This window comes from Pseudidiomarina aquimaris (genome assembly GCF_003987395.1).
Lineage (GTDB): Bacteria > Pseudomonadota > Gammaproteobacteria > Enterobacterales > Alteromonadaceae > Pseudidiomarina > Pseudidiomarina aquimaris.
Window position 1 is genome coordinate 1 of sequence record NZ_PIPT01000009.1, and the last position, 13,033, is coordinate 13,033.

At 42.8% G+C, this 13,033-nt stretch carries 11 protein-coding genes; 3 read left to right on the forward strand and 8 right to left on the reverse strand.

The window, feature by feature from the left end; genetic code table 11:
* The first annotated feature begins 201 nt into the window (after positions 1-201).
* Positions 202-1,277 (forward strand): IS3 family transposase gene (locus CWE21_RS11070; RefSeq protein ID WP_126834516.1). Its coding sequence is split into 2 segments (ribosomal slippage): positions 202-451 and positions 451-1,277, totalling 1,077 coding nucleotides; the frame shifts between segments, so codons are not numbered across the junction.
* A gap of 190 nt (positions 1,278-1,467) precedes the next feature.
* Here the strand turns inward: CWE21_RS11070 and CWE21_RS11075 are convergent.
* From CWE21_RS11075 to CWE21_RS11105, 8 genes are all read right to left on the reverse strand, one after another.
* The gene (locus CWE21_RS11075; RefSeq protein WP_126834517.1) at positions 1,468-3,534 is read right to left on the reverse strand and encodes a hypothetical protein; all 2,067 of its coding nucleotides are present in this window, start codon (positions 3,532-3,534) and stop codon (positions 1,468-1,470) included.
* A gap of 64 nt (positions 3,535-3,598) precedes the next feature.
* Positions 3,599-3,766, reverse strand: a complete 168-nt coding sequence (locus tag CWE21_RS13380; protein ID WP_157982769.1) for a hypothetical protein — start codon at positions 3,764-3,766, stop codon at positions 3,599-3,601.
* A 417-nt stretch (positions 3,767-4,183) separates the two neighbouring features.
* Entirely contained in the window at positions 4,184-7,096 is a 2,913-nt protein-coding gene (locus tag CWE21_RS11080; protein WP_126834518.1) for a type III restriction-modification system endonuclease, read from the reverse strand.
* A gap of 1 nt (position 7,097) precedes the next feature.
* Complete coding sequence (locus CWE21_RS11085; protein ID WP_198675120.1) at positions 7,098-9,110, reverse strand: site-specific DNA-methyltransferase; 2,013 nt, start codon at positions 9,108-9,110, stop codon at positions 7,098-7,100.
* Between the two features lie 52 nt (positions 9,111-9,162).
* Entirely contained in the window at positions 9,163-9,438 is a 276-nt protein-coding gene (locus tag CWE21_RS11090) for a hypothetical protein (RefSeq protein ID WP_198675121.1), read from the reverse strand.
* A 237-nt stretch (positions 9,439-9,675) separates the two neighbouring features.
* Positions 9,676-9,885 (reverse strand): hypothetical protein, encoded by a 210-nt coding sequence (locus CWE21_RS11095; protein WP_126834520.1) that lies wholly within the window; start codon positions 9,883-9,885, stop codon positions 9,676-9,678.
* A gap of 158 nt (positions 9,886-10,043) precedes the next feature.
* On the reverse strand, positions 10,044-10,823 hold the full coding sequence (locus CWE21_RS11100) for a primase-helicase family protein (RefSeq protein ID WP_126834521.1): 780 nt from the start codon (positions 10,821-10,823) through the stop codon (positions 10,044-10,046).
* Between the two features lie 432 nt (positions 10,824-11,255).
* Complete coding sequence (locus tag CWE21_RS11105) at positions 11,256-12,119, reverse strand: YicC/YloC family endoribonuclease (protein WP_126834522.1); 864 nt, start codon at positions 12,117-12,119, stop codon at positions 11,256-11,258.
* A 170-nt stretch (positions 12,120-12,289) separates the two neighbouring features.
* Between CWE21_RS11105 and CWE21_RS11110 the strand changes: the two genes are divergently transcribed.
* A complete protein-coding gene (locus tag CWE21_RS11110) occupies positions 12,290-12,640 on the forward strand; it encodes a toxin-antitoxin system TumE family protein (protein ID WP_126834523.1) in 351 nt (116 codons plus the stop codon).
* On the forward strand, positions 12,641-12,988 hold the full coding sequence (locus tag CWE21_RS11115; RefSeq protein WP_126834524.1) for an HVO_A0114 family putative DNA-binding protein: 348 nt from the start codon (positions 12,641-12,643) through the stop codon (positions 12,986-12,988).
* Positions 12,989-13,033: the final 45 nt, after the last annotated feature.

Consider the following 13,033-nt stretch of genomic DNA (forward strand, 5'->3'; position numbering starts at 1 on the left):
ATCTTTTGCCAAATCTAGTCCGATTCTGGTTACAATACTCACCTGTGTCTCCTCCAGCATGTAAATGATCACGTATCATTTTGGCACATTGCGATGCCGTATTGTTGGAGGAGACCATTACATCGGGTGACGTCTCCCCCAAGAATAGAACCATGACATCGATGAGATTTCCATTAAAATGGGTCAAGTGGAGATCTCAACATGAAAAAACGTTACAGCGAAGAACAAATTATCAAGGCCATCAAAGAGCATGAGGCCGGAGCCAAGGTTGAAGATATTTGCCGTCGCCTGGGGATATCAAACGGGACTTTCTATAACTGGCGCAGTAAATACGCGGGTATGGAAGTCAACGAAGCGAAGCGGTTGCGCGAGCTGGAAGCTGAGAACACCAAGCTGAAGAAGCTCCTCGCGGAAAAAATGCTTGAGACGGAAGCCTTGAAGGACGTCGTCTCAAAAAAGTGGTAAAGCCCGCCAGCAAAAAGCGTGTGGTTACGCACTTAGTAACCACCTTTAGGCTTAGTGAGCGCCTTGCGTGCAAGTTGGTCGGGCTGAGTCGAACCGCTTATCGATATCAGCCTAAAAAGCGCCAAGATGAGCCTGTTACGGCTCGTTTAAAGGAGCTAGCAGTCGAGTATCCGCGTTACGGATATTTGATGCTACACGGTCTTCTGAAGCGCGAAGGTTTAGTTAAAAATAAGAAGCGGACGTACCGTTTATACACGGAGCAAGGGCTTCAGGTTCGCACTAAAAAGCGTAAAAAACTAACGCGACCACGCGTTGTGATGGACGCCCCAACCGCTGTGAATCAGCGTTGGTCGATGGACTTTGTCTCCGACCAGTTAGCCAGCGGGCGTCGTTTTCGGGTCTTAAATATTGTTGATGACTTTAGTCGAGAAGTCGTTGGCCAGCTGGTTTCAGTGTCGATATCAGGTCAGCAAGTCGCGCGATTTTTGTCACAAATAATTGAAATTCGCGCCCGGCCAGATTCGATTGTTTGCGACAACGGTACCGAATTTACCAGTAAGGCGATGTTCTTCTGGAGCAAAACCACAGGTGTTCGTCTGAGCTTCATTCAGCCAGGCAAACCAACACAAAATGCGTTTGTGGAGAGCCTGAACGGTAAGTTTAGAAACGAATGTCTGAATCAGCACTGGTTCAGAACACTGGATGAAGCAAGGTACGATATTGAGCAGTGGCAGCGTCATTACAACGAAGAGCGACCGCACAGTTCACTGAATTATTTACCGCCAGCTGAGTACGCAAAACAGGTGGCATAAAAACTGAAATCTCATTGAAAATATGGTGTTACTTCAGGGGAAAGGTCAGTGTCTATTCGATGTTTTGGATCTGAATGGATGATGTTGATATTGTTTTGTTTAAAAACAAATGGTTGCACAATTCAAGAGTGGCGATTTTTGCATTTAGGATCCATTTTTGGATCCAGTTGGTCTGTCGTTTAGGTCACTTTTATGGGGCTTTAGTTTCGGTATATATATTTTTTTCTTCTTCCAAGCCAAATACTTCTAGAAACTTCTGTTTAGCGTTTTCTAAATATTTACCCTGCTTCTCGCCATAATCGCCGCTATACCTGCCTGACTTGGGAATTAACTTCCAGCCCTTTTCAGTTTTTGAGATCTCCCCCGAAATTCTTGCTGATTTGAATGCCGCGATCGTCGGATGTCCTTTACCGTCAATTTCCTTACCAAGATGCAAAGCACCATCTAAGCCGATAACCCATATGTATGGATCATCAAGTTGTGCTTCGGGCAATTTGTCAGAAATACTAGCGCTGATTCGGCCATAAAAGGTTTGTGGCGTCTGATTATTTAAATCACCATCCGATAATTCATGTTGTTTGACTAGGTTTGGAGCTCGTAACTCACCAAACTGTTCGTCCAGATAACTCCAAAGATCGTCTCGAGAGTCGGTAAGGTGCTTGATAACCGAATGATAAAAATGCTCAGAAGTATCCGATACCGGCTCCGAATATTCATTAAGGTCTTTCATGGAATCTTTGAGAAGGTATTCCCACTTTTCACTCCGAAAGACGACGTGTTTCACGGCGTCACCTTGAGGAATATCAGTTGCATCAAAGGCAATTTCGAATGCTGTCGCTTCTTTTTCAACATAGAATGACGCTAACCATACATATTTGGGCGTATTCGTTGTTAGAATTTTATAACGATGTAACACGTCTGTCGCTTGGGCAACGCGAGAGCGAAAATCAGTTAAGCCCACTAACTCGATATCATAATTAACTTGTGTTAATTCTAATTCTTTGGAGTTTACCGCCAGCTCTTTGAAGTATCTCGCCAACTGTTCGACAACTAGCTCACATGTATTGGAAATATAAAGGCTTTGAATCCGAACTTTAGGATGAGTTACCAGCATCAGGTTATCAGGTACGATAAACTGTCTTGGTTTTTCATCCCAATCATTCTTTGAATCTTCTGTATCACGTTTTTCTTGAAAAAAAATTGCCCAATCAACGCCCTGCCTGCCAGAAGCATCAGTAACTTTAAGTTCTGTTAAATAACTAGAAATGTTACGGATCAAAGTTCGTGCGTAAGGGCCAAATCTATCATCGTGAACATAAAGAGCTTTGTTATCGGGGTGCTCCTTGTATCCTAAGACAGTGACAGCATGATTTCCCTCGTAAATTGCTTCACCGTCTTCAATCTTGTAGACGGCTCCGCCGAGGATTAACGGGATTTTACTCTTGATATGATACCGGACCGTATCAAAGAACGCTGACTCGGAAGAGTCTTTCTTTAAATCAACTTGGTGAGTTCTAAAACCGTATACATCGAACGCTCGCATTATCTGCTTTATATTTAATCCTCCATTGGGGAAGCTGTTCGACGAGTTTTCAATGTGGTTAATAGCGGCCAATGTTATACGACTGGCTGATGGCGTTTCTGGTAGTCGATAAGATTGCTTCTGAGCATGCATCAGAGACCATATCGCAGTAGTTGCGCACGCTGATACAACTTTATCCTGCTCTTGAAATGCTACCGAGTTGACAGTCAACTTCATGCCAAATAAATTCACAGTATATTCATTGGCAATAACTTTTTTGGTTTTATTGGTTGCAAGCCAAGGATAAAGTTTAAGGCAAGATTTCCCGATGAAAGTTCTTGGAATCGGCTTAATAACAATAAATCCAAGATATCTCTTTTGAAGCTCCGCTTCTAACTGTAAAGGGCCCGCAGTCAAACCTTCGCGAATTTGCTCATGACTTATCTGAAATGTGTCGTCACCACCGTCATCAAAAAAGTGAAGGCGGGCGCATCGCTCACCATAACGACTGAAACAGCGCACATAATACTGAGAATAATCTTCAAGGTAGTCGCGATCAACGTAATCAGTCTCGAGCAAAATAGTTCTAGCCTTAAGCTCGTTTAAATAGCTATACGCAAAATTTATTTGGGGTTTCTGAAAAATATCAGGAAATCCAGTCCCAAATCGCTCACGAATAATATTGCTCAGAGTTGGCTTGTCGAATTTGCAGATTAAGAATGACGCATGAACCATTTTTATTAGTCCCTTAAAAGAAAAGGCAGCTATAAGCTGCCTCTCCTAATATACTTTTTCTCAGCTACAGATTATAGCTTCTCGCATAAAAACCTTCAGAAGGAGCTAGCTTGCGAGATTCTTCAGCAAACGCTTTCTCACGCTCTTTCAGACGCTCTTTGAACCCTTCGGCTGCTCTCTTTGAAGCGTTTGTATCACGCTTTGATAGCTCGAACAGTTTATCGATGTCCATGATTTAGTCCTTGAGTAAATTCAGCGCGCGCATTATACGCACTTTAAAGGGGATTTCAAGCAAATGAGCCGAATCCCTTGGTTCTTGACAATACATTAATTGTCTAGTACGCGCTCAACTTAGCACTCAGATCTCTCGAAAACAACAAAAATCAACTCTTTCGACCATAAAATACTCACTGGTCCGACGACTCAAGGAGTAAAGCTATCATAACGCCGCGATAGCCCCTGCAAAAGTTTAAGCCATTTCTGAAGTGTGGAGGCACGTCGCGTTGCTGTATCCTCGCTTAAGCCACGCGCACATTGGTTTATAAAGTCAGCTGCTGATGCGCCATCAAGTTCGCTGATAGACTCGACTCCAGCCCACTGTGTAATCCCCTTTTTCCTGCCATAAAAAAGCCTTATGGTTACAATTTCCCTAACTCACTGCTTGCTTCCTAATGAGTTCTACAATTTGATCATCAGCAAACTGAGTCTTGAACTCGACTTTTACATCTTTGCTGATCTGATTGAACAGCTCCTGAGCATGCCTGATTTTACGCTTTTCTTCATCTCGCAAGCTGTCGTTACTATCCACATTCTTGGTTTCGATAATAAAATTAAGATAATCGCCTTCCGTCGTTTTCACAACATACGCGAAATCAGGCGAATATGTATAGCCACCAGCCACTGGTATCTTGATTGAATTTTTGGGTATTTTTGTGAACACCACCACAGAAGTGATTTCACCTTCTGTTATATTTAGTCGTTCTAGCTCGGAATCATAAAAGACCTCTTCAAATAAATACGAATCTAAAGGTGGCCGCGTTTCGTCACAATGCATGCCTAAGTCGCTAGACAAAACATCCTCCAGCGGCTTACTCTCCTCGTCGGTAAACTTTGTCGGATGAACTTTGTTGGAAATAAGGTTGTAACCCAACTCAAACTTATTAAACGAATTGTGTAGCAGATATTTACTGAAGCCGGACTTGATCTTGCGAATAGTCTGGATATTCATGTACTCAGTGATATCGATGGTAGACTTGACACCACAAAAGGCTCTATGAAGGGTCGACCGTTTTATAAAAACTTCCTGAGTTAGCTTATTCAAAAATTCAAGATACGTCATTGTGCTAAATTTAGTAAAGTCCTCATCGTCCCCAAAGCTTGTTTTATACATCGCTGTATCGTCATGAATGTAAAACTTTTCAATCCGAGTCAGGACTCCAGTTTTCTTAAATTTTTCAGACTCCGTTAACAAGAAGTTTTTAAACAATGTTAAAAGTTCACTTTCGTCCTCTATCTTGTATTCAAGCACTGCTTTTTGATTAATAATTTCCCATAGCTGGCTCAACTCCCTAAATTTACCTACTCTCATTTTGGTGCGCTTTTTCCGATCGTCTGCTCTTTTTATCTTGTTAGGTTTAACGCCTACTGGGAATGCCTGCGGAAACCTTTCTTTAAGACATCGGTACGCATCTGAATCCACGAAATTCTCGTTCTTATCAATAATCCCCTTACTTAGTAACTCCATAAGTAGATCTATTGCAGATAGGTCAGGATACTTGCCAAGTATTTTATCCTTTAATTCTTGAGTCAACTTACTCGGGATGGTCTCCTGAAACGAACTTTCATTTACCTCTTTAACTAGTGAATCAACAAAATCTTTCTCTGTGAAGTCGACATAGTAATTCAGCGTGAATGTGTGGTCTTTGACTCGGCACATATACTCATTGACTGGCAACCGAAGTCCTCGTCCGACTTCTTGAAGTTTAGATGTGGTGCTTCCGCTAGACCGCAACTTACATATCTGAAACACGTTCGGATTATCCCAGCCTTCACGCAGAGTCCACTTTGAGAAAATAAACCTTCTTGGATTATTTAACGACAACAACGATTCCTTGTCGTGTAATATCTCATTGATTTCTTTCTCGATCTTCTCATCTTTATCGCTATTATCCTTTGAAAAGTAACCGCCGTGAACGCAGGAAACATCGGCAATAGTTTGCTCGAGATAAGCTTTATAGAAAGTATCTGTCTCTGTCTTCAACAATTGTTTAGCTTCGAATACCACCCACTCTTCAAACTTCTGCTTAAGACTTCCTGAGATCTCTTTACCATCACGATAGCCCTCGATATCGTCAATAAAAAATAAAGTAAGGGGCTTTATGCGCGGCTTCTGCGTCAGAAAATCCCGCTCTAGTTTAAAATGCTCCTTGATTGCTCTACGCATCATATTGTCTTGCAGCGTTTCGGCATAGGAATAAGGATTAATTGAGCTGCCAACCTTAAGCTCGATTCCGTTACTTAAAACAACTGTAGTTTTATTTAACGCATCAATCGAAAGATCTTGAATTGCGCTATGAGTCTTAGATAGTGACTCACCTTTTAGAAGTCTAAATCGACTTTTAGAGTCGTTTTCATTTAGCTCAAATGTTGCCTCTGACCCGTCTACTCTTATTAACTTTAAGCTCGAATCATCATCCCCGATAACATCTTCAATATATGCATCAATTCCCTTAACGAGATCATTATTAAATGCATCAACGGCTGTAAGTCGATAGACTAAGTTTTTATAATCGTTATTAAAAGTTGCACCGTAGCGAATGATATACTGAGCGCTAAATCGCTCAATATTTTTCCAAGTTTCTTTCCCAGAGGGGAACTTATGCGGTTCATCAATAATTATAAACGGCTTAATAGCACTTATTGCCTTGAACGGGTTATCAAATTGATTATTGAAAATTCCAACATCATACGTTTCGTTGAGCGATGGCGAATTTATCATGCCTGAATTAATTACAAGAACATGAATATACTTTTTATTAAAGTTGCTAACTTCCACAAAGTCATGAATCGCTTGTGGCATGAAAGTCTTCGTATTTTTTTTAGACTTCTTCTGACTCTCTACAACATAAACTTTAATCTCACGTTCTTCGCTGCGAAAATGCTCTTTCAGTGCATCACTTTTGAGAAAGTTAACAGTGCCTGCTTTAATAGACAACGTTGGAACCACAACAATGAATTTGCTTAAACCAAAAATTTTGTTCAACTCAAACATTGTTTTGGTATAGGTATAAGTTTTGCCTGTGCCAGTCTCCATAGAGACATCAATAATGTTGCTTTCCGCATCATAGTGCTGCTGGCTATGTTCTATTTTATTATGCTCTTGTACAATCTTAATATTTGAATAGTATTGGGCATCTGTTATTGCAATCTCTGGGTTTGCAAGTAACCGCTTTGCTGCATCTGAATTTAGATGAGCCTCAGCTCCTGATAATACACTTAGAACCGCACTCACTCCGGCCTGCTGGTGCGGTAGGTTTCTTTCGAAAGTAAATCCATGTGACATATTAGTTTCTCACCACCAACTCTAACTCAAGAGACTTTTTATTGGCATAACTCTTCAACGCCTCATTAACCTCCATTAGTCTTGCGCTTTCAAAATTGTTGCCGAAGACAACAATTTTTGTTGGAGCGAAACTCTTATCAAAGTCTAGCTTTTGTAGTAATTCCTTTAGTGAGTTACGGGTGAAGCCAGGGGTTATAAGATACAAAATACCACCACACAAGTTCGCGATATAACCAGCTAAGTCGACATCACTTACGCGCTCGTTTAAAAAGTTTCCATCATACAAACACCAAGTAGTAAGCAGAGTTTTGAATTCATCGTCACTCAGCACTACATCGTCAAAAAAACTCAAATTTGAAAGGTTTGGTGTAACATCATCTTTGATGCGGAAGTCGTTGGTTGTCTCAAAGATCTTGAAGCCAAGGTCTCCAGCATAAGCTGGATATTGCACCTTTAATTGCTCAGAAGATCTGATAATTCGAGCTTTAGTAATCTCAAATATTGTCTTATATCCATCTTTATATGCTTGCTTTTTTTTGTCCGTTTTTTCTGGTAGCTGGATACAAACATATTTTCTCTCTACACCGTCCTCAGCATTTAGCAGAAGCACTGCGTGAGCCGTCGTACCTGAACCAGCGAAAAAGTCCAAGAAAATATCGCCATCCTTAGCTTCTATAGACCCGAGCAATGTTCTTATTAAACTAGTTGGCTTTGGATAGGAAAAATAACCCTTTGCTCCAAAGATTTTCTCGACTTCTACGCCACCATCACTTTTCGTAGAAATAATTGAGCGTAGTAGAAATTCTTCCACCTCATCCAGAAACTTAATTGAACTTGGTTGCGTTCTTTCATTTTGCGCGAACCAAATACTGCCGCAAATAACACTACCATCATGTAATTCTTGTATATCAGTATAGTCTCCATCAACGATCATGGCCGCTTCTTCGAACGTTGAACGCTTCCAACGCCAACCGCGGTCAGGAATTTTCACTGGTTGATTGGTGATTGGGTGTAAAACTTCATATTTCGGCCCAAATGTTTCAGCATTTGGCCAGCTCATATTAATTTTTCCCCAAGGGCGATAATCTCGGCTTAATCCGTTATAAAGCGTAATACCACGATCATACCCATTCATTTTATAGAATTTTTTTAAGCTCTTTTCTGCCTTATCGATAGGTGTCTTAGATTTTTTTAACTTCTCCACGAATTCAAATACATCATCAATTCCCTCTTTACGCATTAAGAACTCTTTACTAACCTCATGGCTTTTCGCGTAAACAAGAATGTACTCATGAATATTCCCGATACCCTTATCATTTTTTGGAATACGTTTGTTCCAAACAATATTCTCAACGAAATTGGCCTCTCCAAAAATCTCATCACATATAACTTTCAATTGATTTAATTCATTTTCGTCAATCGATATAAAAATTACACCATCATGCCTGAGTAACTCTCGAGCAATGTAGAGCCGCGGGTACATGAAAGTTAGCCAAGCGCTGTGGCTATTAGAGCCTTTACTGGTGAACTCAACGATCCGCTTAGCTTCTTCAGTGTCTATGCCTGCCAATTCGCTTAACTGGTCTGATGTGAATTTTTTTTCATCTGTATACGTGAAACCATCTTTACCGGTGTTATATGGCGGATCGATATAAATCATTTTCACTTTCTCTGCATATGCGTTCACCATATGCTTTAGGACTTCGAGGTTATCACCTTTGATCAGAAGGTTTTGGCTAAACTTATTTTGCGGTTGTTCATTATGAGCTGTATCTCCTCGTAACATTGTTTGAGGAGGTAGATTGGTCAATAATCGTGCGTAAGATTTTCCTAACCAGTTAAGTGAATATGTCTCTTTTGTTACTTCTACTCCTTCAGCCCCTAACATTTCTGACAGACGTTCTTGTATAAATTTTCCATCGCGATCAAAACACTGAGGAAAGTGTCTTTTTAGAGTCGATAATTGCTTACTATTTGCAGTTTCTTGATTAGTAAAAAGGGTTTCTTCTTCCATTCTCATAAGCTCACTGTTCAAAGTTTTTTGTTCTAATTATTGTATGATCAATTTAGTCAATTAATTCTATTGAAACCGATTTGATACCAATCCGTTTCAATTCAGCGATTGCGCCATCGGAACTTTTAAAGACTCTAGCCTCGTATGGCTGTCTGGAACTGCTCAGTACCAAAGGTTTGTCATTCCATTCCGTTTCATCAACGTCGAAAGCGACGATGTAATTACCTTTGGTGCCTATCAGCTGCGCAGATTTGATTTGTCCGCTCTCTACTCGTACCTTAGCCATTGAGCTAAGTATGCAGTTTCCACCATTGATACCCGAAATCATACTGTCTCTCACGATATTTAATAATGTTACGATATCACATCTTGTGATAATCAGATAACCTCAAATTCAGTAAGCAATTAGTTAGATATCTACCTATCCTACCCCTCCCACGCTCATGGAGTCAGCATCTCTATTGCCGTCCAGTTGGGAGGGGTAGTTCCTAACGCAAAAAGCACCCTCCCCATCGGAAGAGTGCTTTGTTAGTGGCCTTGGGTAAGGTGGGAAAGGTGGGTAAGGTTATTCAACAACCTCAAATGCGATTGGCATGGTGAATTTCTCCCGCTGGCTTGGGTCACAGCCTTGCACCCAGTCCGATTCATCAAAGTCGTCTCGCATATCGCGTTCACGATCGGCTGCAAACCTTGCCTCGACCTCTTCACGGGTTTGGCCCGTCAGTCTTAAGTATTTTTCGATGTACTCTTCTGACATTTGTAAAACGTGCCACATGTTCGTTCTCCTTCTTTGCGTATACGTTCACGAGCACCAACGCTTAGGAGTATTGTTATCGTTTGGAGGACTCAGAAAAAACGCGTTACCTCTAGCGATGTAGCGTTGGGGATATTGGTGTTCCAGCTACATCATTATCAATAACGCGCACTAGTCAACTAGTCGAAGAGGTCAGGGGGTTCAGCACCGATAAGTCCAGCGAATCGCTCGCGCATACCATCAACGCTACCAAATTCAAAATACCGGCCACCTCGATCTGACCGGCCATGAACTTGTTCTGCGATCTCTTTGAAAAGTTTGCCCACGGAGCTGCTGGCGCTTCCATAACTCACTTCATGATTATGGCTCTCACACCAGTGCAAAAAGTTGTTGATGGCATCGGTCGACAAGATTCGTGCTCTACCTGCAAAAGGCGCCTCGCTGCTTAGGTTCTGATACGCATACTGGTATATCAATGGCATGGCTTGCAGCTTTTGCTCCATCAGTGCCGATGTGGTCGGTGCTTTGTATGGGTTGAACTCGCTAATATCGAGCTTTAACAAGTAATCCATCAGAAACGACGTTCCGCCATTTTCTAACCACTGGTGTAGCTTACTGAAATAGCGCTGGTCTTGAGCGTATTCAGCCGATGGCTCAAGTACCAAGTAACGCCGTTCTTTTAGGCCAGCTTTCAGTACAAAGTCGCGGTTACTGGCAAATATCAGCCGCGCATAGTTGGGTATCGCTATCGGTTCGAGTCCTTTGCGTTCCAATTGCACAATTGGTTCGCTGATGAGCGCCTTGAGTTTGTCGGCCACTTGGCTCGCTGAGAGATCCACTTCATCAGCAAATATCAGCAGCTTATTGGCGATGACGCTGTTGAACTGTCCGGTAATGTGATGATGCCCGTTTATATGGGCTCCCTGAGCGCCTACCATCGCCAGCAAAGGCTTCACCATGATTTGACAGGTGCACGATGTTTTGAAACTAAACGTTAAAAGGTGGACTGGTATCGAACTCATTTCTCGTCATATAACGAACTAACTGAACTTTTCTTTCATCGCCTGACTCATATAAGTAGCAATATAAGGAGACTGATATGGCTAGACGGAAGAAACCCAAACTAGGTAGGGCAGCGCGGAAGAAGTCTAAAAGAGCGGCGCGCAAAGGTATAATGCCGAGCTTACTTTCTAGGAAAAAAAGACCAAAAAAGGAAAAGCCTCTGAATCGAGGAGCTTGTGGCTTTATCGAAGGATGTAGGGTTCCTCAGTCAAACATTCGGTGGGCTACCACTAAATAACTTCTTAATCTGCGGGGCTTGTGAGTTCGACCCGCACTAGAAGTGCGGGCTACCTGCGGACCGGTTTAAAGGTTTGTGTCGACGTAGCACATCATTCGATGTTCTGGATCTGCTCGCGCATCTGCTCAATTAGAACCTTCAACTCCACCGCGGCGTTAGTAATGTCCGTGTTGATGGACTTCGAACCAAGGGTGTTCGCTTCGCGGTTGAATTCTTGCATCATGAAGTCGAGGCGACGGCCGCAGGCTCCGCCTTTGCGCAGGATCTTGCGGGTTTCGACGACATGGGTGTCGAGGCGGTCGAGTTCTTCGGCGACGTCGGTTTTTTGCGCCAGCATGACCATTTCAGCTTCAAGGCGTTGCGGGTCGAGCTCGACTTTGGCGTCTTCGAGGCGGGTGCGTAGGCGCTCACGTTGCCATTCGAGTACTTCTGGCATGCGCTTGCGTACGACCGATACTTGTTCGGATACGCCTTCCAAACGTTCTTCAATCAAGCGCTCAAGGGCCTTCCCTTCACTCTGACGGTTGCCGATAAACTCGGTTACCGCAGCATCAAAGGCGGCAACCACGTCGTTTTGCATGGCATCCATATCCGTTTCGTCTTGCGCCACCACGCCCGGCCAGCGCAGCACATCAATTGGGTTCAACTGCGCAGAAGCGCTCTGGTTAGCAATCCAATTCGCACTTGAGATCACGCTTTTCGCCAACTCTTCGTTCAACTGTAAGGCACCTTCGGCTTGCTCGTTGAAGCTCACACGCAGATTGGACTCGACTTTGCCGCGCTGCAGTTGCTTGCGTAATTTTTCGCGCAGCATGTTCTCCATGCCACGGAACTGTTCGGGCATACGGAAAAACGTTTCCAAAAAGCGTTGGTTTACCGAACGGAGTTCCCACGTCACGGTGCCCCAATCGGCTTTGTGTTCGTGGCGGGCGTAGCCGGTCATACTTTGAATCATAACGGTGCTCTCTTAACTTGAATTGGCGCTAGTTTAGCATTGTTTCGCGCAAGGCAAAATTCTGCCCTCAAAAACATGCGCTTAAATCCCACCAATCTTTGAGCTCGCGCATATCCAGTTAGCATGGTCTAATAAATCAACAAAAGCATTTATCATCAGGTGATATTCACATGGATGTGGATTATACTATTGAAGCGCTGCTGGATTTAGATGGGGCAGTGATTTACCAAGAGCTTGGCTACTGGATTGTTATCGAGGCACGAACAGTTAAACCGAGTATTCGCGTTCCTCATGGCATCAAATATTCACTTACGCTCCACGACAAGTCAGGAACAAGAATCCTTGGCATGGATAACGCCCATCCGATTAAAAAAGCAACTGCGTATGGGAAAGCTCCTAAAAATAGTGACCACATTCATACAATTAATGGAAGCATCATCCCTTATGAATTTATCAATGCTGCAAAGTTACTCGAAGACTTCTTCGATTTGGCTGATGCGTTTATGAACGAGGTACATTAAATGTCCGTCATGCATATAGGTGTAAAACCACAGGCTGAAATTCGCGCTAGACTCATTGCGATCGCCAAGGGTGAAGTAAAACCCGAGAATAACGAGCCACGAGTTTGGTTTCCCTCGATTCGCTCTCTCGCAGAAATCTTGTCGGACCAAAATCGTGATCTGCTAAAAATGATCGCGGAGAACCAGCCCCAGTCATTAAAGGAGCTGGCTGCGCTATCGGGTCGAGCACCAAGCAACCTTTCACGCTCGCTAAAAACCATGTCGCATTATGGTTTGGTGAAAATGGAAAAGCATGAAAAGTCTGTACGACCAATTGCGCTCGCGACAGAATTTCACATTCACATCTGATATAATCGCCGCCACGATTTTTCCGCAGCAACATGCTTGCGTTAA